Below are 21,115 nucleotides of genomic sequence, written 5' to 3' on the forward strand. Positions count from 1 at the left end.
CAATATTGCCGGGGAAAGCATCGTTATTGGGCCAGCAGGCGAATCACCCGCACCAGCGCCGGCGAGGCCATAATGGCGATAATCGGCGGCAGGATCAGCGCCATCAGCGGGATGCTGAGCTGCGCGGGCAATTTCCCCGCTTTTTCTTCCAGCCCCAGAATCAGCGTCTTACGACTTTCATCCGCAATGGTGCGCAGCGCCTGCGACAACGGCGTACCGTAACGTTCGGCCTGAATCAGCGTAGCGACCATACTTTCGATTTCCGCCACCCGGGTTCTTTCCGCCAGATGCACCATCGCCTGGGTACGATCGGCGAGGATCTGCAACTCGGCCGCGGTGTAGTGCAGCTCATCGGCCATTTCCGGCGACGACAGCCCCAGCTCTTTCGAGACCACCTGTAATACGCGGCCAATCGGCAACCCGGCCTCGGCGCAGACCACCATTAAATCCAGCGCGTCCGGCACCGCCCGCGCCAGCTTCTCGCCCCGGCCGGCGGCGCGCCATTTCAGCCACCATTCCGGCAGCAGCGCGCCGACGAAAAAGCCGATCAGCCCGGCGGCGATGCCGGTCATACCCAAACGATCGGCAGGCGGCAGCCAGCCCCACACCAGGCTTATGGCGCACAGGAAACCCGCCAGGAATTTGCCCATCACCAGCCAACCCACCGCTTCGCTGCGGCGTAAGCCGGCCAGATCGAGCAGGCGGCGTAAATTAAGACGATCCCGTTCGGATCCGGAGAGGCGATAGCCCTGTTGCGCTATCGGTAAAAGAATTTTTTCCAGCCAGGGAGTAAGGGTTGTTCCCTGGCCTCTCAGGATAGTATCCTGAGAGGCCTCCCCTATAGGGGAGGTCGGCAAATGCGCCTGCATGCGCTCCGCCAGTTGGCGGTGCCGCCGCTGGCCGTTGTGGTAACGGGCAAGGTATATCCCCGCGCCAATCAAACCCAGCGCCAGCAGTAATAAGGGATCGCTAAATATCGTCATGTTGGCTCTTCCCTCGTCCTTAACTTATCCGCTTGACCATAAAATGCGTGACCAGCATCCCCAGCGCGACGCTGCACAAGGCATAAATCAGCACCGTCGTTCCCACCGGATCGGAAAACAGAAAGCTGAAATCATCCGGAGATTTCATATACAAATAGGCCAGGCAGCAGGGAAACAGCGCCGCGACGATCTTCGCCGACGCCCGCGCTTCCGAGGTTTTGGACTGCACCTTAAGCTGCAACTCGCGGCGATCGCGCAGCGTGGCGGACAGCCGCTCCAGCGTTTCCCCCAGTCGCCCGCCGGCCTCCTGATTGATAATCAGGATCACCACGAAGAAACGGTATTCCGCCATCGGTACGCGACCCGCCGAGGTCTGGATCACCTGACGCAGCGGGATCCCCAACTTCAGCCAGTGGTCGATGGTTTTAAATTCCGCCGACAGCGGCCCGGTTAAATGCTCCGCCACGATGGCGAAAGTATTCGCCACCGGCACCCCCGCCCGACAGCTGCGGGTAATGGCGTCAATGGCTTCCGGCAGGCTTTCGCGCAGCGCTTTCAGGTGCTTTTGCAGCGTGGCGCGAAACAGCAACGTCCCGATGGCGGCGAACAGCAGCAGGGAGAACATCAGCCCCAGCGTTAACGGCAGCAGTGTTTTTTGCCCCATCATCATTCCCAGCATCAGCGCCGGCAGCGCCAACAGCAGCGCCCGCTGACGTAAATTCTTCTTCCAGCCGATAAACGCCAGTTGCGCCCAGATCCCCGCCAGCCAGCGTCCCAACACCGGCACCCGCATCAACGGCGTTTTTATCTCATCACGCAGAATGGAATCGGAGACCGGTTGTTCCGTCTGCGGCGCCGCTTCGGCTAAAATCTGCCGCCAACGCTGTTCACTGCGCGCGCGGCGCTGGCGCGCCTGTTGCCAACCATGGAGGGCAAAAAGCGCCAGCAGCACGCAGCAAAACACCAGCAAGGTAATCAGATTGAGCAATAACGGGGTCATCGGCGTCTCCTCAGTTCATCACTGCGCATCAAACAGATGCGCTTTATCGCTGTAGAACTGCGGGCGCTGAATATGCTGAACGTATTCGCCGGTCAGTATCCCCTGCGCGTCCATGCCTTTGATCTGGAAAGTGAACAGATCCTGTAGCTGGATCACTTCATTCTCCATGCCGCACACTTCGGTAATCGACACCACCCGGCGCATGCCGTCGCGCATACGTTCGATCTGGACGATCAGGTGCACCGCACTGGCGATCTGACGGCGGATCGCCATCAGCGGCAGTTGCATATTGGCCATCATCACCATGTTTTCCAGCCGCTGTATCGAATCACGCGAGGTGTTGGCATGCACGGTGCACAGCGAGCCGTCATGGCCGGTGTTCATCGCCTGCAACATGTCAAAACTTTCCCCGCCGCGAACTTCGCCGAGGATGATGCGGTCGGGACGCATACGCAGCGCGTTACGCATCAGATCGCGCTGATCGACGCGTCCGGTGCCTTCGGCGCTGATCGGGCGGGTTTCCAGCCTGACCACATGTTCCTGTTGCAATTGCAGCTCGGCGGCGTCTTCAATGGTGATGATGCGATCGGTGCTGCCGATCTTCTGCGACAGCGCATTCAGCAGCGTGGTTTTCCCCGCGCCGGTGCCGCCCGAGACAATCACATTCACCCGCGCCTGCATCGCCTTGTTCAACACATCCGCCATCGCGTATGACATACAGCGGCTTTCCGCCAGCGCTTCCAGCGACAGGTTGCGACGCATGAATTTACGAATGGAGATGGTGGTGCCGTCGATCGCCAGCGGATAGGTAATCACGTTGACGCGGCTGCCGTCCGGCAGACGGGCATCGACCATCGGGCTGGCTTCATCGATACGCCGCCCCACCGCCGCGGCAATCCGCTGGGCGGTATTGAACACATGCTCTTCGTCAATGAAGGTGATCGGCGAAAGTTCCAGCTTGCCGAAACGCTCGACAAACACCTGACCCGCGCCATTAACCAGAATATCGTTGACGGTATCGTCCGCCAGCAGCGGCTGGATCGGGCCGATCCCGGTCATCTCGTCCAGCATTTCCGTGGCGATGGCTTCTTCTTCCTGCCGGGAAAGCTGTAAACGCTGTTCGTCGCAGATACGGCGGATCACCGTTTCAATCTGCACCAGCAGCTTGTCGCGCCCCATGATGGCGGCCTTGCCGGCATCGATCTGATCGTAAAGCTGAGAACGAATCAGACGCCGCTGGCTGGTGCGACCGTCCGTTTGTCTTGCCGCGGGCGTGGCGACCATCGGGTTATTTACCGCCGGCTGCGCACGATTTTCCGCCGCCGGACGGGCTTTCAGTTCGGTCACGCTGGCCGTCGCAGGCTGGGACGCGCTGTTATGCGCCTCGCCTTTTTGCTGGTTGTTTTTATATAAATTGTTTTTACGAATCAGCATAGTGTTTAACCTTTTGATAAACCGGCAATGTCAGCGGTATTCATGCCCGTTTCAACCAGCGCGAAAACCAGCGTTTTTCCACCGGTCGGGCGCGCACGCCGCAGGCCAGATCGACAAGCTGACGCAACCCTTGCTGGAACGCCGGCGCCGCCGCCAGATTCAGCGCGCCCAGGCTGAGGCTCTGCGCCAGCGCATGGCCGGCGTTCGGCAGCACCGCGTCGATCTTCCGGCCGACAAACTGCTCAAACTGCTCGCGACTGAGCGGCGTGTTGCCGACAAACCGGCTGTGGTTATGCACCAGCAGCAGGCGTTGTCCTTCGCTTTCATCGCCGATTTCATGCAACACCCGGCGGATATTGCGCGCATCCTGTAGCGTCAGTTCGGTAACGATGATGCGTAAGTCCGCGTAGGTCAGCACGTCCAGCGCCCCCGGCGGGTAGCTGCTGGGTAAATCCCAGATCACCTGATTAAACATGCGGCACAGCGCCCCGCCGAGGTTCAGCACGTTGTCCACCTCGACCGGGCTTAACTCGCCCAGTTCCGGTTTCTGCGCCAGCAGGTGCAGACGCGTATCCACCCGCAGCATGGCGCGCTGCAACAGCCGGGTATCCAGCTCCTGCGTACCCAGCACCGCCGCCAGCCCGGCATCTTCGTTCTGCCCCAGCAGCAACAGTTGATCGCCATTGCGACGGTCAAAATCCACCAGCGCGACCGGTAAGTGCCGCTCGCCGGACATCAGCCGGCTGAGTCCCATGGCCACGGTACTGCCGCCGCTGCCGCCGCTGGCGCTGACCACCGCAACGGTGCGCCCCATACGGGCATACTCCGGCCCCGCCTGCTGGCCTTCGCATTTCGCCAACGTCGACGCCAGCAAATCCAGCGTGAACGGCTTTAGCAGATAGTCCACCACGCCGGCCTGCAACAACGCCCGATACAAACCGACATCCTGCGCTTTGCCGGTGGCGATCACCTGACTGGCGGGGCCGCAAACGTTGAGCAATTCGTCCAGCTCCGGCAACGGCCAGTGCGCGCCGTCCAAATCCACCAGCAGAATGCGCGGCGGCGCATTCCGCTCGCACCATTGCCGTGCGGCGGCGATGCCCCCGGGCATAACCGGCGCATCCGGCTGTTTCAGGCGGGCCAATTGGTCGCTGATATCAGCGACGTCGTGTTCGGTATGGACAAACGCCACTAGCGGCAGCGCCAGCTCTTCACCGTCGTTAAGGGTAATTTCACTCATGGAATGCCCGGCCCTTAATCATCAAAGTTAATGTCGATGAGCTCTTTCACCTCATCGGATTGATAACGTTCGATGCTGTTGACCGCAACCACGCCGTCCGCATCATCCAGCGCTTTGGCCTGAATCAGATCGCGCGGCTCCGCCACCATCATCGCCAGATTGTTTTGTGTGGCGCAGCCCAGATAGCCGATGCCTTCAAACGGTTTCACCATCAGCAAATCAGGATCGTTCACCTGACAGCGAGTGGTTTTTACCGCCAGCGCCTCGGAAATCACCTCCACATCGCCAGACTGAGCGCCGGCCGTCGCTGCGCGCATCAGTTTGACTTTTTGCGCATCGGCGCCCGCGTTCTTCAGCACGCTCGCCAGCCTGGCGGCCATTTGCTCGCCGCGGGCGCTACGGGGGATCAGCGTTAACGTCTGTTTGGAAAGCCGCCCCTGATCCTTGAGCATCACATTGAGCTGTTTAAGCGATTCCGGGGTAAAGCCGCGCCCGTTTGCCGCCACCTGCAACGTGACCGCCAGCGAAGAAGGCCGGACGTCAATCGGCGCCAGCGCGGGCTGGTCATAGCGCTGCAAACGCTGGCTGTTGACGGCGCTATCGCCGCAGGCCGTCAGCAGCAAGCAGAGGGCGCAGAGCGTCAGGCCGAAAATCGGCCCGCCGGACGGCTGGCGCGCGGCGCGCGGGAATGTGTGAATATTGTGTTTATGCATTGTGCTCACCATTAATCATCAGGCTCAGTAGAGATAGCCCACGGCGCCATAACTTGGCATCACCGAGTCCAGCGTTTTGACGCCCTGCCCCGGCATCTGAAGATCGCCCGCATTCACCGGCTCCACCACATACGCCGTGGCGATGATCACCAGTTCGGTTTCCTCATGACTTGCTGATTCGTTTTCAAAAGCACGGCCGATAATCGGAATGCGGCTTAACCCCGGCACGCCGGTCACCGTTTGGCTGTTGGAGCTGCGCAACATGCCGGCCAGGGCGAAACTCTGCCCGCTGGCCAGTTCCACCGTGGTATCGGCGCGGCGCACGGTCAGCGCCGGAATGGTTGATCCGCCTTCCAGCGTGACCGCCCCGACCGAGGTTAACTCACTGACTTCCGGGGCGATGTGCAGGCTGATGCGGTTGGCGGACAGTAAGGTCGGCGTCATGCGCAGGATCACGCCGTACGATTTGTAATCGATATTGACGTTGTTATTGGTGATCACCACCACCGGCACTTCACCGCCGGCGGCAAAGGCGGCGGTTTCGCCCGACATGGCGGTGAGGTTCGGTTCCGCCAGCACGGAGGCCATGCCCTGTTTGTTCATGGCGGACAACAATCCGCTGAGCGATCCTTCGCCGCCGCCGACGTTGGCGCCAAAGAAGCTGCTCCCCTCGACGCCGGTAAACGCCCCGGTGCTGGAATCAAAAAAGCCGCCCAGCGTACCGGTGCCCAAACCAAAGTTGGCGCCGCCCCGGTTAAGCGAGGCTTCCCAGTTAAAACCCAGTTCGTGCGTCAGGTTGCGGGACACTTCCACCACCCGGACGCGGATATTGATTTGCGAGGGGGTTTTAATCTTCAACTGGTTGATCACTTTGCCGGACGATTCGCTGCTGCCGGGCAAGCCATTCGCTCCGCCGCCGCTGCCGCCGGCCGTAGAGGCGGAGGCGACGATATAAGCCTGTACGCTGTCGATCACCCGTTTGGCGTCTTGCGGGGTATCAACGCTGCCGCGCACAATCACGCCGCTGGGGATCCCCGCTTCCAGTTGAATGTCCGCATTGGGAAATTCCCGCTTCATCCGTTGGCTTAAGGCTTTCAGATCGTGTTCGGAAACGATGCGGATGGCATTGATGACATTGCCGCTCTCATCCATGGCGTACAGCGTGGTGGTTCCCACATTCTTGGCATAGATAAACAGGTTGCCGGGAGAAGGCAGTTCGAAACTGGCTATTTCCGGATCCGCCACCAATACGCTGTCCGGTAAGGCATCCAACTGTAATAAACGCCCCTGATGCACCGTCATATGCACCACGTTGGTTTCAGCGACTTCAGAAATGCCCGCGGCGAAAATCGTGGCGGGCGACAATGCCATTGCCAGCCAGCCGGCGGCCAACCATCGTTTACACGCACCCCGGGAATCCGCTTTCAAAAACAGGGAAAACATCGTCATTTACTTAATTTCCGTAATAGGCTTCATTTTTTCCGTAAACCGGCTGATTGAGCGATTCAGAGGCTGCCGGATGGATTGCTCGCCCGTCCTAACGGGCCGGGAACGTCAGCACATCTTTTTGCGCGCCGCGAAACACTTTTACCTGATGGCCGCTGCCGGACAGACCGTTATAAATGCTGGTGCTCTGCGACAGCGTGGTAACCGGCGATGCGCCCTGCCGGGCATTGTCCAATTCATCCGGCGTTGAGCTGCGCAGCGCCAGATGCAACATTCCCACTTCTTTCGCCACCGCCAAAATCTCCGCCTGTTCCGACGTCACTTCTACCGTTACCGTCTGGTAACTGACGGAACGCGGCCGATTGCCGACGGCGGCCGTACGGCTTCTATTCGAGGCCGTTGTCTCGGCGTCATCTTCCTGCACCACGTCCTGCCGCGGACGCACGTCGGTGTCGGTTTGATTGTTCAGCGCCAGAACCCGTAAATCGCGCACGATGGTTTGCGACGCCAGCAGAGGCGCGGCCGTCTGTCCGCCGCCGGTCTGCGGTTCCGGCTGTTCGTCTCTGCGCAAACTGAGGATGATATCTACCCGATCGCCGGCGGCGACCAGACCGGAGTTACTGGCTACGGCGTTGGTGGGAATCGAGATGGCGCGCATCCCTTTGCGCAACACGGCGGCGACAAAACCCGGCTCGTTGGGCTTCACCACCACATTGCTGGTCAGCGGCGTGCCTGCGGTAATCGACTCGCGCAGGGTGGCGCCCAACAGCAGCGTCTGGCTGTCTTTACCGCGAATGAAATTGAAGGTACGGGATACCGGCTCTGCCGTTACCTGCCAGCGCAGCGAGGAAGAATCCAGAAAATCGCCGGGATGAAGATCTTTCGCCGCCACCAGCACGGCAATCTGTTCCGGCGCTTTTACCGCAACCTGCTGGGGAACCGGCGGCGGTGACGACAAATGGCTGCGCACCATCAGCGCGACAATACCCGCCAGGATCAAGGCGCCTGACAGTACATACGTAGAGTTAACTTTCATTTCAACTTGCCTACCCAAGTGTGTGCGTCTTAAAAAACAGCGACGGAATTAAAACAAGGGAAAAATCAGGACGTACGTCGCGCCGAATGCGATGGCGATGCCGTAAGGGATCCCTTGCAAAAGGTCGGCGGGCAGCGCGGGCGGAATGGGTAACCGGCTTTTAAACATCCGGTTGGTGGTTTGAATTCCCATTGTCACCGCGGCCGGTACGGTATTGAGCAACGGCAGACTCAGCGCCAATACGCCCCCCGCCAGCGCGGTTACCATGACAAAAACGATCTGATGCCCATGTCCCACCCACAGACATAACACGCTCATCAGTTTCACATCGCCCGCGCCCAGCCTGCCGGTGAGGAAAAGCAAAAAACCGACCACCAGCACGACGGCGGCGCCCGGCAACGCCCACAACGTCTGATACAGTTTCAGCCTGTCAATCAGGCCGGACTGCAACACATCCAGCGCGCTGAAAGCCAACCAGCCCAACGCCAGCATCAGCACCGCCTGATTCGGGATCTTTCGCGCCAACAGATCGGTGCTGATACACCACAACAGGCAGGCTGCCAGTAACGCCGTTTGCAGCCAGTCTGCGTAATGCGCCGCCACTGGATTTATTTCGCCGTCCCTGACGTGCCGGATCCGCTGGTGCCGGCGCCGGTAATCTGGTCGGCGATTTCACTGAACTTTTCATTCAGGGCCTGAACGAAAATACCGTCGCTGCCGAAAATAGCGCCGATCGCCGCCGCCATCGCCGCCGCCAGAATGCCGTATTCAATCGCCGTCACACCGCTTTCATCACGCAGGAAAGTACGCAATGGGGTTTTCATTTTATTCATGGGGAGATTCTCTTATCCGCAGCCAAAGGGATCATGGCGAATATCGGGCGCCATGACGCTAATAAGAGTAATAATGAGACTTATTATCAAACACTACAAGATGCAGAACATTAATATTAGTTAATCTTTCAATACGAAAAATTAACAATAAAAATCAAATAGTAATACAAATCCACGATCAAGACGGCAAGGTTGGATATGCACTTTTTTTGCAGGGATATTCACTCTTTCAACCACGTTTAAGGCACAGATAGACGGTTAATCCGGGATTGTCTGACTCCAGATACAGTTTGCCATTATGCAGGTCGATAATCGCCTTGACCAATGACAGGCCCAGTCCATAACCCGGCTGCTGCCCGGGATCCAGGCGCTGAAAACGCTGAAGCGCTTTATCATGCTGGGCGCTCGGGATCCCCGGCCCGCGATCGGCGACGCTCAGCGCCATCCAACCCCGGTATAATTTGACGCCCAGGGTGATATATTTGCCGTGCGCGGCATATTTCAGGGCATTTTCGACCAGATTGGCCAATGCCTGAAACAGCAACGCGCGATCGCCAAACAACTGAATGCCCGCCTTAACCTCAATGAGCAGATGACAGCCGCGCTGCTCTGCCAGCGGCTGATAATATTCGACAATCTCTTCCAGAATGAGCCGGGCCTCGATGTGCTCAAACTGATGAATGCAGCGCCCACTTTCAATCTCGCCGATACGCATTACCGTGCGAAACAGCCCCAGAATTTTATGCACCTCGTCCACCGCCAGATTCAACTCATCGCGCAGCGCGCCGTCCGGGCCGATGCGTTCCGTCAGGTTGAATAACCGGTTTTGCAGGTGCGTCAATGGCGTGCGCAACTCATGGGCGACATGGCTGGAGGTGCTGCGCACCTGCTCCATCAGGCGTTCGATGCGTTCCAGATTCTGATTAATATCCGCACTCAGGCTGTCGAAATCGTCACCGTAGCGTGATAACGGCATTCTGACCTGTTGTTCACCGGTGCTGTAACGGTGTAGCGCGGTGCGGATTTGCTCGACGCGGCGCAAATTGCGCAAGCTGAAATGACGGCTGACAAACAGGCAAAACAGCAACACGATAAACAGCCCGGCCCCCGCCACCAACGGAATCGTCCGTACCCGCTCCAGCATCGGCCGAATATTGTAGGCGGTAAAAAATACGCCGCCGTCATCAAGCATGACGGATAAACCAATCAGATTAGGATCGTTTTTGCTGGAGAGAAGCGCTTTCAGGCAGGCGACGTCCATCAGACAGTCGGTGCGCTGCAAATTTTTCAACGGGTGATTGTGATACACAATGTCACCGCGGTTATCCATTATCAGGAATAGCGGCAATTCATCGTTTTTAGCCAGATTATCCTGACGCAACTGGGTCATCAGGCTATTCGCATCGGTTAAACGCGACTGCATGGAGTAATCATAAATATTACCCAGAATAACTTCACGGACATGCGTTCTGATCAGCGTCTCGCTTAATAAACTGAAGCCGATAATACACATCAGCATCATCAGTAAAAATAAAAAAACAATGGTGATCGCCTGCCTGAAATTAGAGGTGCATAAAAAGTCCGGGTATTGACTTGCCCCTATTAATTGCCAGTGTTTTATTTTTATCTGCCACAGACGGCCCAGTTTCTTTATTTTTATTTTATTCAGCGTAGCTGCCAACATCCGTTTTATCCTTGTCAACAGAACCTAACGCATAGCCCATCGCTCTTAATGTTTTGATTAACGGATGCGGGAAACCTTTATCGATTTTCGCCCGCAGTTTCGACATATGAACATCGATTAAATTGGTCTGCGGATCGAAATTATAGCCCCATACCCGCTCCAGCAGCATGGTGCGCGTAATCGCCTGACCTGGATTTTCCATAAGTATAATCAACAACTTAATTTCTTTATCCGTCAGATCGATACGCTTGCCGCCACGCCAGGCGACCCGTTGCAGACGGTCGAGTTGCAGATCTTCAAACGTCAGGATGGAGGAATTATCGGCATGACGTTTACCGCGCCGCGCCATAATATCCAGACGCAGTCTGAGTTCATTAAAATTAAACGGTTTGCCAAGATAATCTTCCGCGCCGAGTTCCAATCCCATCACCCGATCGACATCTCGGTCTAATGCGGATAACAACATAATCGGCGGGTGACGCAGCCCCTGTAATTCACGCAATACCGTAAATCCGTCCATAATCGGCAGCATTCTATCCAGCAGCACCACATCATAAACCTCATCCTTTATGGCTTTTAATGCATGTGCGCCATCGTGAACCATACGACAGGAATGACCGTGTGAGTGTAATTTAGAGCCTAACCAATGGCACAGTACAGAATCATCATCGACCACGAGTACGCGCATAATTTTCCCCTACCAAAAACCTATTTAATTTATGGTTAACGCTAATTTATTATTTCAGACCGCCATCATAGGCAGCGCTCATCCCACACGCAGCGGTGAGGGATGAGCAAACATCATCTGAGAATTATTAGTCGGATAATAACAATCATTATCATTTAGTGACAAGTCATTTACGGCGTCTGCCGATAAGAACAAGAGTAGGATCTCCACTGCCCGAGCAGTGGAGATTAACGTGAAAGGAAAGAAATCAAGACGATACCAATATCATCCGGCGAAAATCATACTGCTTCAATCAACACCGCTTCGAGTAAGTCCAGTTCTCGCAGCATTTTCTGCAACGTCTCATTGCTGATTTGCTGCGTGGCGCGCAGGTGATACAGCTCCGCCCGCTCCGAATTCAGCGCCGTCAGGCGAAAACGCCGCTCCAAATCCTCCACCAGCAAACTGTTTTCCAGATCGTCGTTGCCCACCACCCGCCGGCGCAAATTACCGATCACCCGGGCGCTGACCTCTTTCAGCACCTGGGCGTCAATATTTTCTTCCCGATCGGCGGCCAATCGCTCCTCCATTTTATGCAGGCTATCGATGGCCACTTCCGCGGCGGCAACCCGCGCCATCCGCTCCTCTTTGGCGTAAGCCGCTTTATCCGCCACCACGATCCCCCGCAGCAGAAAAGGCAACGCCAGCACGCCGCACAATAGGGAAAACAGGATCACGCCCGTGGCGATAAACACCAGTTGGTAACGTGACGGGAAAGCGGTGCCATCCGTCAGCAACAGCGGAATGGAGAGCACGCCGGCCAGCGTAATGGCCCCGCGCACGCCGGCAAAAGACGCGATCCACAGCTCGCGCGTGGTGAATTCGCTGAATACCATCGGCTTCTTTTTCTGGATGTGGGTGCTGTATTTTTTCATCATCCACAGCCAGCCGAAACGCAGCAGCAGCAGCGCGGCGTAAATGATGGCGATATCGGTAAACAGCATCCAGGTTTCAACGGTGGGATCCAGCTCCGCCTGCGTCACCGAGGTTTCCAAAATACCCGGCAATTGCAGCCCCAGCATGATGAACACCATGCCGTTAAACACGAACTCCAGCATCGACCAGACGCTATTCGCCCGTAGCCGCATGGTCAGCGGCGCATTACGGATAATCCCGGACTGGCCGATGGTCATCCCGGAGGCGACCGCCGCCAGAATGCCTGAAACCCCGATATGTTCGGCAATCAGATACGCCGCAAAAGGCAACAACAGCAGTAACACAATTTGCGTTGCCGCGTCATTGCCGCTCCAGCGGCTGATGATGCGCAGGGATTTACTGTACAGCCAGGTGACGGCCACACCGGCCAGCAACCCGCCGATCGCCACTTTGATAAACGCCAGCGTGGCGCCCGACACGCTGAACACCATGGTGCCCATGGCGATGGCGACGGCGAATTTCAGCGACACCAGACCGGACGCATCATTCATTAATGCTTCGCCCTGAAGGATCCCCATCAGCTTTTTCGGGATGCGATCTTCGCCCACGATGCCGGAAAGCGCCACGGCGTCGGTCGGAGACAGCACGGCAGCCAGGGCGAAAGCCGCAATCAGCGGCATGCCGGGCACCATCCAGTAGATGAAGTATCCGACGCCGGCCACGGTAATCAACACCAAAACCAGCGCCAGACCGATGATCTCACGCCCATGCTTGAGAAATTCACGGGTCGGCGTCTTCCAGCCGTCGGCAAACAGCAGCGGCGGAATAAACAGCACCATAAACAGCTCGGGATTGAAATCGACGTGCAAACCGAACTGGGGCCAGGCAAGTATGGCGCCGACGGCAATTTGCATTAACGGCAGAGGTATCTGAAAAGGTAAAATTCGTGTAACCACCCCTGACAGAGAAACCATCAGGGTCAAAATAAGAATAGTAAAAAAGATTTCCATGCTTTCCTTAGACGATCTCCCGCTGCATTAAAAAGTGAGTTATCCGCCAGCCAGGCTTAATGACGTGCTACCTAATATTTAACGCATTTATTCTGGCATTAACATCGGTTTTTACGTGAAGAAATTAATATTTTTCGCCGGACGGGAATAGGCCCTCCGACGCCTGCAAATCCATGTTAAGAATAGCGGAAAAAGCGGAAATCAAACGGCGGAAAAAAGGATAAGCGGACAGTTGAAGGGGGACAACGTCCCCCGACACAGAAAGACCCGGCGGATTACAGCGCCCAACCGCCGGCGTAGAACACCACCAGCGCGATGGCGATCAGGACGGTGCCGATATTCAGCTTGCGCCATTCGCCGGAGAAAATACGCCCCAGCACCAGTGAACCGAAGCCCAGCATAATGCCGGTAACGATATTGCAGGTCAGCACGATAAATACGGCGCACACCAGACCGGACATGGCATCAACGAAGTCGTCAAAGTTCAGTTTGGACACGTTGCCCAGCATCAACAAACCGACATACATCAGCGCCGGCGCGGTCGCATAGCCGGGAACCAGATAAGACAGCGGCGACAGGAACAAAATCAGCAGGAACAATACGCCGACGACCGTAGCGGTCAGACCGGTTTTACCGCCGGCAGCCGTACCGGCGGCGGATTCAATATAGACCGCCGCCGGCGCCGTACCCACCAGACTGGAGAAAATGCTGCTGACGGAGTCGGAGGTCAAGGCTTTGCCGCCGTTGATGATTTGTCCGTCTTTATCCAGCAGGTTGGCCTGCCCCGCCACCGCACGAATGGTGCCGGTGGCGTCAAAGACCGCCGTCATCACCAGCGCCAGTACGCTTGGCAAAATCACCGGCTGCAACGCACCCATGATATCCAGGCTGAAGATCAGCGACGTGCCGTCCGCCCCCGTCAGACTGGGCCACGCAAACCAACCCTGATATTTCACATTCGGATCGAAAATCAGACCGAGGACGGAAATCACGATGATCACCAGCAAAATACCGCCCGGTACGCGACGTTTTTCCAGACCGATGGTGGCCGCCAACCCGAGCAGCGCCATAATAACCGGGAAAGAAGTAAAATCGCCCAGCGCAACCGGCAAGCCGTCAAGCGGGTTTTTAATCACCAGACCAATCCCGTTGGCGGCAATAATCAACAGAAACAGGCCGATACCGATGCCGGTTCCGTGAGCCACCCCGAGCGGCAGGTTACGCAAAATCCAGGTGCGGATCCCGGTGGCGGAGATAATGGTGAACAATACCCCCATCAGGAAAATCGCGCCCAACGCAACCGGCACGCTGATCTGCTGGCCCAATACCAGACTGAACGCGGTAAACGCGGTCAGAGAAATGGCGCAGCCAATCGCCATCGGCAGATTGGCCCATAAGCCCATCAGTAATGAACCAAAGCCGGCAACCAGACAGGTGGCGACAAACACCGCCGTCGGCGGAAAGCCGGCTTTACCCAGCATACCCGGAACAACGATAACCGAGTAAACCATGGCCAGAAAGGTGGTTAGCCCTGCCAACACTTCCTGACGCACGTTGCTGCCACGCTGGGTAATATTAAAAAATGCATCAAGCGCGCCGTGCGGACGGGCCGCACTATCAGCCTGACGAGTGGTATTTGACATGGTGGTATCCCCTGAGATGTCATCATTATTAAGGTAAATCGTAAGCGGTTCACCCAGCCTTGCACCGGGTATGGTCGGCAAACGCCCATCCACAAAGAACCATCAGGCCGTGCACGCAAACGATTAACTCGCTGAATGCAAAACCTCAAAATTTCGCCGGGTCAATTGAAGCAAACGATTATCCTGCTTCCCCGACGTCTATTTCAACTGCTATTCAAGACTATTTACCAATAGTTGCCGCGTAATACCCCACCGGCCGTCCCACTAACGCCAACGCGATCGTCGTCGAACCGCCTGGTGGGAAAACAGGGGATCGTCAGCGAAAACCAAACAATCAAAACGACGGTTTATTTCAAACAAACTGCATAATCATTTTTTTGTGATTTGCGTCACAAAAAAATTGACCCGCCATATCGACGCGAGTATGCTTTAAAACGTGAAGAGCATCACAGAATTGGATTAATCTACGAGGAAGCTGAAATGAAACTGGTAAAAAAAATCATCGTTGCGTTTGAAAACATCAACGTAAACTTCGGCACATTCAACCTGTAAGATCAGCAAAAGTGAGAAGAATAAAGATGAGAGTTGTCCGTAAAATCAATCAATTGCTAAAAGCGTTGGGCAAAAACTATCACGGTTTCAACTCCCACGCCATCTTCCGTTAATCGCATCAAGTGTGATGACAAAAATTTAAATGGCTGCCATCGGGCGGCCATTTTTGTTTTCATCGGTACAGCGCTTTTTTCGCCGCGCTGCAATCACCACGATGTCGGGTAAGGATGATGCCGGATCCAGTGATCGGCAATATCCTGACGACGACAGATCCATACGCGATCGTGCTGCTGGATATAGTCGAGAAAGCGCTGCAACGCCCGAAAGCGCCCTGGTCGCCCAAGCAAACGGCAGTGCATACCGATCGACAGCATTTTCGGCGACGTCTCGCCTTCGGCATACAACACATCAAAGCTGTCTTTCAGGTAGGTAAAAAACTGATCGCCGCTGTTAAAACCCTGCGGCGAAGCAAAACGCATATCATTGGCTTCCAGCGTATAGGGCACAACCAGATGCGGCCGGATCTCTCCGTCAGAACGCGTTACCGGCATCCAGAACGGCAGATCGTCACCATAATAGTCGCTGTCATACAGAAAGCCGCCGTGATCGACCACCAACTGACGCGTATTGGGGCTATCGCGTCCGGTGTACCAGCCCGCCGGCGGTTGACCGAACAATGCGGTCAACACCTCCACCGCTTTTTGCATATGCAGCCGCTCGGTATCGATATCCATATTCTGATAGTGGATCCAACGCCAGCCGTGGCTGACCACATCGTAACCAGCGGACGTAATGGCTTCCACCACCGCCGGATTGCGAGCCAGCGCCATGGCGACGCCAAACACCGTTAACGGCAATCCGCGACGCTGAAACTCCTGATGAATACGCCAGAATCCGGCCCGGGAACCGTACTCATACAACGAATCCATCGACATATGGCGATCGGGATAGCTGGCCGCGCCGATGATATCGGAAAGAAACTGTTCCGAACCGGCATCGCCATGCAGCACATGGTTTTCCGATCCTTCCTCATAGTTCAGCACAAACTGTACGGCAATTCGCGCCTGCCCCGGCCAGTTGGCGTGCGGCGGCTTGCCGGCATAACCGATCAGATCGCGCGGATAGCGGCTATCAATCTCCTCCAGCGCTATTCCCGGTTGTCTTTTCATACTGCCTTCCTTAACGACTGTGTTTCACGTAACTGGCTGAATATTCCGGTCAGCGGTTTGGCGATTGGATAATCGAGATCGCCACGCTTGCTGGTAGTCAGCCCCAGCGACGCCAATGACTCGATCAACTTGACCGCCGAACTGACGCCATCAATAACCGGGATCCCTAATTCCTGCGTGAGTGCCAACGCCAGATCGGCCATGCCGCCGCAGCCCAGCACGATCGCGCCGGTATCATCCTGACGGCTGGATTGTATACATAATTCCCGCACCTTCTGTTGCGCCACGCCCGCATCCTCTTCCAGCGCCAGCACCGGCAGGTCGATGGCATGCAGCCCGGCACAATGATGTTCAAAGCCATAACGTTGCAATAAGTGACGGGCGATAATCAGCGTGCGCGGCAACGTCGTGACGATCGAAAAGCGCGTCGCCACCAGCGTCGCCATATGCATGGCGGCTTCGGCAATCCCCACCACCGGCGCGCTGGCCAGCTCACGGGCCGCCAGCAACCCCGGGTCGCCGAAACAGGCGATAACATGCCCCTGAACGCCCTGCTCCTTCCCTTTCCTCACCTGCTCCAGCACGCCAATCGCGGCAATCGCCTCATCAAAGTGGCCTTCAATCGACGGCACGCCGTGCGATGGACTGACGGCGATAATTTCCGTTCCCGGCGCCGCAACGCGACGGGCCGCGTCGCCGATAGTCTCGGTCATGGCAAGACTGGTATTCGGGTTGATGACCTGTATCACACATGAACTCATGCTTTGCGCCCCTTAAGGTGACCAAACAGGCGAAAAAAATCAGGCGCGATCTCTTTGTCGCGATCAAAACGCAGGCTGGCGACGATATCGGCAAAGTGGTGCTGCATTGCGGTCGATAGCGCGTCGGCCTTTTTCTCACGCAACAGCGTGAAAAGATCGTGGTGATCGTGACCACGGCATCCCTGCTGCCACGGCGCGCCATAGGCCGCGATAACCAACGACGATCGCAGAGTTAACTGCGACACCATGCCAGTCAGCACGGTATTGCCGGAGATTGCCTGTATCTGAATATGAAAAGCGGCGGACAGACGGATCGCTTCCGGCCCGTTTTGATCGCGGTGAGCCTGCTGTTCCGCCTGTAACAGGTTTTCCAGCGCAACCAGATGGGGGGACTGGCAGTGCGCCACCACCTGCGGCAGGTTGGCGCACTCCAATATGCTGCGGGTTTGGAAGATCTCTTGCGCTTCTTCTACCGACGGCGTGGCGACATGCGCACCTCGTTTGGGCGTTAAGGTGATCATTTGCACCGTGGCAAGGCGTTGCAGCACTTTTCTGATCCCGGTGCGGCTGACGTCAAATACCTCCGCCAGCGCTTCCTCAGGCAATTTTGTTCCCGGCAATAGCTGATGCTCAACGATCGCATTCAGCAAGGCGTGATAGATAACTTCATCTTTTTGTTCAAAAAACGGAGCTTGCTCAAGTCCATAGGTATAATTCATCGGTTTATCCCGTCATCACATCATTGCTAAATCGTATACTGATTAATCTATTTTTTGTATACAAAAAAACAATTTTGGCCTAATTAATGCAATTCCTTTTGCATACATCGATTTGGTTAATTTCTCGGTCGTAGTCAAAAGGAGCAGATTCCATGCCAGAAAATAATACGTTAGACAATGACGCTCAGGCACATTACAGCCCCAGATTATGCAATGAGGATCTGGCCCCCACCCGCGTTCAAACCTGGTCCTGGTACAACATCTTTTCGTTCTGGATGTCTGATGTCCACAGCATGGGAGGCTACGTCGTCGCCGCCAGTTTCTTTACGCTGGGGTTGGCGAGCTGGCAGGTGCTGCTGTGCCTGTTGGTGGGAATTTGTATCGTGCAGCTATGCGCCAATCTGGTGGCGAAACCCAGCCAGATGAGCGGCGTGCCCTACGCGGTGATTTGCCGTCAAGCCTTCGGCGTCTTTGGCGCCAATATTCCGGCGGTTATTCGCGGGCTGATCGCCTTCGCCTGGTATGGCATTCAGACCTATCTGGCCGCCCACGCGCTAATGCTGGTGCTGCTTAAGTTCACTCCCTCGCTTCAGCCGCTCACACAAAGTCACTGGCTCGGCCTGTCCGCGCTGGGGTGGATCTGCTTTGGCGTGATGTGGCTGTTGCAAGCTATGGTGTTCTGGCACGGCATGAGCGCCATCAAGCGCTTTATTGATATTGCCGGGCCGGCAGTCTATGTTGTGATGTTGGCGCTGGCCGGATGGATTGTTTATAAAACCGGGCTGGAAAATATCTCGTTTACCCTGGGCAGCAAACAACTTACCGTCGGCGAGCAAACGTGGCAGATGATTACGGCAACGGCGTTGGTGGTTTCTTATTTTTCAGGCCCGTTGCTCAACTTTGGCGATTTCTCCCGCTATGGGAAAAGTATGCAGGAAATCCGCCGCGGCAACCGCTGGGGACTACCGTTTAACTTCCTGCTGTTTTCCATTGTGACGGTGGTGATTGTCTCCGGCACGCAATCGTTGTTTGGTCAAATGATTACCGATCCGATAGAAACCGTCAGCCGCGTGGGTAACAGCGTTGCCGTCGCGCTGGGCTTACTGACCATGATTGTGGCGACCATTGGTATCAATATCGTGGCGAACTTTGTTTCTCCGGCGTTTGATTTCTCCAACTGCTCGCCCCAGCGCATCAGCTTCCGCACCGGCGGGATGATCGCCGCCGTGGGTTCTGTGCTGCTCACGCCGTGGAACCTGTTTAACTCCCCGGAACTGATCCATTACACACTGGATGTGCTGGGCGCCTTTATCGGCCCGCTGTTCGGCATCCTGCTGACCGATTTCTACCTGATCAAAGGGGCAAAAGTGCATGTGGACGATTTGTTCGACGATACGCCCAAAGGGCGCTATTGGTATCGCAACGGATTTAACCCCAAGGCAGTGCTGGCGCTGCTTCCGTCGGTGGCGATTGGTTTGATCATCAGCTTCACGCCGGGATGGCATGCGGTGGCGAACTTTAGCTGGTTTATTGGCGCATTCCTTGGCGCCGGCTGTTATCGCTATCTGGCGCGCCATGAACGCGCGGCGAATGTACCGGCCATCTCAATGCACGGCATGATGCTGAAGAAGGATTAACGGCTGTTCACTCTCTGCCCGCCTGACTTTCAGGTTGAAAGTCAGGCGAAATGTTCCATTCGGCCCGACGTTTATCGCTTCAGTTCAGAACGCTGTAACACTCGGGTATACAGCGAAACTTCCCCGGCCGGACGAGTTTTGAAACGACGATGCAGCCAAAGATATTGCTCTGGTGCGCGCATGATTTCCGTCTCTATCACTTTATTCATATAACATGCCGCTTCTTGCTCGTCATGATACGGATAATCCTGTAATTCAGGCTGGATCACCAGCTTATACCCGGACGCATCCGGCTTACGGATTAGCACCGTGGTAATCATTGCGGGCTTGGCTAAACGGCCAATGGTAAACGTACCGCTGGTGGTGGCGGCCTTCTTTACGGCGAAGAACGGCGCAAAAACGCTGCCTTTCGGGCCGTAATCCTGATCCGGCGCAAACCACACGGCCTCGCCGCGCTTCAGAGCCTGCACCATACCGCGCAAATCCTTTCTGTCGATCATCGCCTTATTGGAACGGGAACGCCCCCAGGTTTGCACCAACTCCATTACTTTGTTGTTGTGGGGGCGATACATTGCCATCATCGGCTGACACAGCCCCATTGCCCTGCCGCCCAACTCAAGCGACATAAAATGGATGCCAATCACCATCACCCCGCGACCTTTACCGCAGGCATGTTGTAAATGCTCAAGTCCGGAGACGTCAAACCAATGGCGAACGCGGCGATCCGACCAGAACCAGGCCATACCGGTTTCCACCAGTGCCATTCCCAGCGAGGCGAAATTGCTGATAATCATCGCTTCACGCTCGGCAACGGAAATCGCCGGAAAACAGAGTTCAAGATTACGCCGGGCAATAGACACCCTGCGCTTGAGAAAAAGACGGGAGAAGCGACCGGCGCTACTACCAATTCTCATCAGCAGCGGGTAAGGCAGTTGCACCAATAAAAACAGAATGCCGAGACCGAACCAGGTGGCCCAGTAGCGAGGATGAAGCAAAGCCAGGGTAAATTTTTGTTTAATCTTCATTAGACTCATCTTTAAGTGGTCAAAGTGCGTACCGCATAAAAGAAAATCGTTCCTCCTGTCGCGCTACATCTACTGTGACATTACTTAGCGTATAATAGTTTCCATACTGTATTAAATTCAATCTAACCGTCACGATTAGTAAGATTAACAAAGACGCTGAAAGACCAGGCGGGAGGTGTCACAGGGGAGTACTCGGGTCCAACCGGCCAGTCGGCAGCAGCGCTGGATATCATACTCGATTAAGAATAAGGGTAGGAGTAGTGATTATAGAAATAATTAAGCCCCTCAGAATTTCTGAGGGGCTTAATACATAATCAGGTGTTTTCAGCGATGAAACCGAAACCTGTAATGCCAGGTCGGCTATTCATCAGCGGAAGACCATTAGATTACGGTAACATTCACTGCTGACGGGCCTTTCTGGCCGCTTTCAACGCTGAATTCTACCTTCTGGCCTTCGTCCAGACTTTTGTAATCGTTACCCTGGCCTTGGATGGCAGAGAAGTGAACGAATACGTCTTTGCTGCCGTCAGTCGGGGTGATGAAACCAAAACCTTTACCAGCGTCAAACCATTTTACCAATCCAGTCATTTTATTAGACATAGAGAATTTCCTTTATATATTTAGATA

19 protein-coding genes are annotated in these 21,115 nt (G+C 55.7%); 1 reads left to right on the forward strand and 18 read right to left on the reverse strand.

Going from position 1 to position 21,115, the window contains the following annotated elements; translation table 11 throughout:
- Nucleotides 1-23 precede the first annotated feature (23 nt).
- The 16 genes from HOY33_RS09955 to HOY33_RS10030 all read right to left on the reverse strand — a co-directional run bounded on the left by HOY33_RS09955 (nt 24) and on the right by HOY33_RS10030 (nt 17,826).
- Complete coding sequence (locus HOY33_RS09955; protein WP_172290074.1) at nt 24-983, reverse strand: type II secretion system F family protein; 960 nt, start codon at nt 981-983, stop codon at nt 24-26.
- Nucleotides 984-1,002: 19 nt separating this feature from the next.
- Complete coding sequence (locus HOY33_RS09960) at nt 1,003-1,983, reverse strand: type II secretion system F family protein (RefSeq protein WP_172290075.1); 981 nt, start codon at nt 1,981-1,983, stop codon at nt 1,003-1,005.
- Nucleotides 1,984-2,001: 18 nt separating this feature from the next.
- On the reverse strand, nt 2,002-3,417 hold the full coding sequence (locus tag HOY33_RS09965; protein WP_172290076.1) for a CpaF family protein: 1,416 nt from the start codon (nt 3,415-3,417) through the stop codon (nt 2,002-2,004).
- 40 nt (nt 3,418-3,457) lie between these two features.
- Complete coding sequence (locus tag HOY33_RS09970) at nt 3,458-4,657, reverse strand: hypothetical protein (protein WP_172290077.1); 1,200 nt, start codon at nt 4,655-4,657, stop codon at nt 3,458-3,460.
- A 14-nt stretch (nt 4,658-4,671) separates the two neighbouring features.
- Nucleotides 4,672-5,370, reverse strand: a complete 699-nt coding sequence (locus HOY33_RS09975) for a CpaD family pilus assembly lipoprotein (protein WP_172290078.1) — start codon at nt 5,368-5,370, stop codon at nt 4,672-4,674.
- Between the two features lie 24 nt (nt 5,371-5,394).
- Nucleotides 5,395-6,819, reverse strand: a complete 1,425-nt coding sequence (locus tag HOY33_RS09980; RefSeq protein ID WP_172290079.1) for a type II and III secretion system protein family protein — start codon at nt 6,817-6,819, stop codon at nt 5,395-5,397.
- A gap of 88 nt (nt 6,820-6,907) precedes the next feature.
- Nucleotides 6,908-7,852 carry a Flp pilus assembly protein CpaB gene (cpaB, locus tag HOY33_RS09985; protein WP_172290080.1) on the reverse strand — a complete coding sequence of 315 codons (945 nt, stop codon included), beginning with the start codon at nt 7,850-7,852 and terminating at the stop codon, nt 6,908-6,910.
- Between the two features lie 48 nt (nt 7,853-7,900).
- A complete protein-coding gene (locus tag HOY33_RS09990; protein ID WP_172290081.1) occupies nt 7,901-8,455 on the reverse strand; it encodes a prepilin peptidase in 555 nt (184 codons plus the stop codon).
- Nucleotides 8,456-8,460: 5 nt separating this feature from the next.
- The gene (locus HOY33_RS09995; RefSeq protein WP_172290082.1) at nt 8,461-8,685 is read right to left on the reverse strand and encodes a Flp family type IVb pilin; all 225 of its coding nucleotides are present in this window, start codon (nt 8,683-8,685) and stop codon (nt 8,461-8,463) included.
- Between the two features lie 229 nt (nt 8,686-8,914).
- Entirely contained in the window at nt 8,915-10,369 is a 1,455-nt protein-coding gene (locus tag HOY33_RS10000) for a HAMP domain-containing sensor histidine kinase (protein ID WP_172290083.1), read from the reverse strand.
- Nucleotides 10,347-11,057 (reverse strand): response regulator transcription factor, encoded by a 711-nt coding sequence (locus tag HOY33_RS10005; protein WP_172290084.1) that lies wholly within the window; start codon nt 11,055-11,057, stop codon nt 10,347-10,349. Before HOY33_RS10005 ends, HOY33_RS10000 begins: the two co-directional genes overlap by 23 nt.
- Nucleotides 11,058-11,335: 278 nt before the next feature.
- A complete protein-coding gene (locus tag HOY33_RS10010; RefSeq protein ID WP_172290085.1) occupies nt 11,336-12,982 on the reverse strand; it encodes a Na+/H+ antiporter in 1,647 nt (548 codons plus the stop codon).
- A gap of 275 nt (nt 12,983-13,257) precedes the next feature.
- Nucleotides 13,258-14,625 carry an NCS2 family permease gene (locus HOY33_RS10015; RefSeq protein ID WP_172290086.1) on the reverse strand — a complete coding sequence of 456 codons (1,368 nt, stop codon included), beginning with the start codon at nt 14,623-14,625 and terminating at the stop codon, nt 13,258-13,260.
- A gap of 758 nt (nt 14,626-15,383) precedes the next feature.
- On the reverse strand, nt 15,384-16,346 hold the full coding sequence (gene puuE, locus HOY33_RS10020; protein WP_172290087.1) for an allantoinase PuuE: 963 nt from the start codon (nt 16,344-16,346) through the stop codon (nt 15,384-15,386).
- A complete protein-coding gene (locus tag HOY33_RS10025) occupies nt 16,343-17,107 on the reverse strand; it encodes an aspartate/glutamate racemase family protein (protein WP_172290088.1) in 765 nt (254 codons plus the stop codon). The genes puuE and HOY33_RS10025 overlap by 4 nt, the downstream gene beginning before the upstream one ends.
- On the reverse strand, nt 17,104-17,826 hold the full coding sequence (locus HOY33_RS10030; protein ID WP_172290089.1) for a GntR family transcriptional regulator: 723 nt from the start codon (nt 17,824-17,826) through the stop codon (nt 17,104-17,106). Before HOY33_RS10030 ends, HOY33_RS10025 begins: the two co-directional genes overlap by 4 nt.
- A 152-nt stretch (nt 17,827-17,978) precedes the next feature.
- Between HOY33_RS10030 and HOY33_RS10035 the strand changes: the two genes are divergently transcribed.
- Entirely contained in the window at nt 17,979-19,463 is a 1,485-nt protein-coding gene (locus tag HOY33_RS10035) for an NCS1 family nucleobase:cation symporter-1 (RefSeq protein WP_172290090.1), read from the forward strand.
- Nucleotides 19,464-19,534: 71 nt separating this feature from the next.
- Here HOY33_RS10035 and lpxP read toward each other — a convergent pair whose 3' ends face one another.
- Nucleotides 19,535-20,488 (reverse strand): kdo(2)-lipid IV(A) palmitoleoyltransferase, encoded by a 954-nt coding sequence (lpxP, locus tag HOY33_RS10040; protein WP_172290091.1) that lies wholly within the window; start codon nt 20,486-20,488, stop codon nt 19,535-19,537.
- 381 nt (nt 20,489-20,869) lie between these two features.
- A complete protein-coding gene (gene cspA / locus HOY33_RS10045; protein WP_172290092.1) occupies nt 20,870-21,088 on the reverse strand; it encodes an RNA chaperone/antiterminator CspA in 219 nt (72 codons plus the stop codon).
- Nucleotides 21,089-21,115 lie beyond the last annotated feature (27 nt).

This window comes from Brenneria sp. hezel4-2-4 (assembly GCF_013155275.1).
Classification (GTDB): domain Bacteria; phylum Pseudomonadota; class Gammaproteobacteria; order Enterobacterales; family Enterobacteriaceae; genus Brenneria.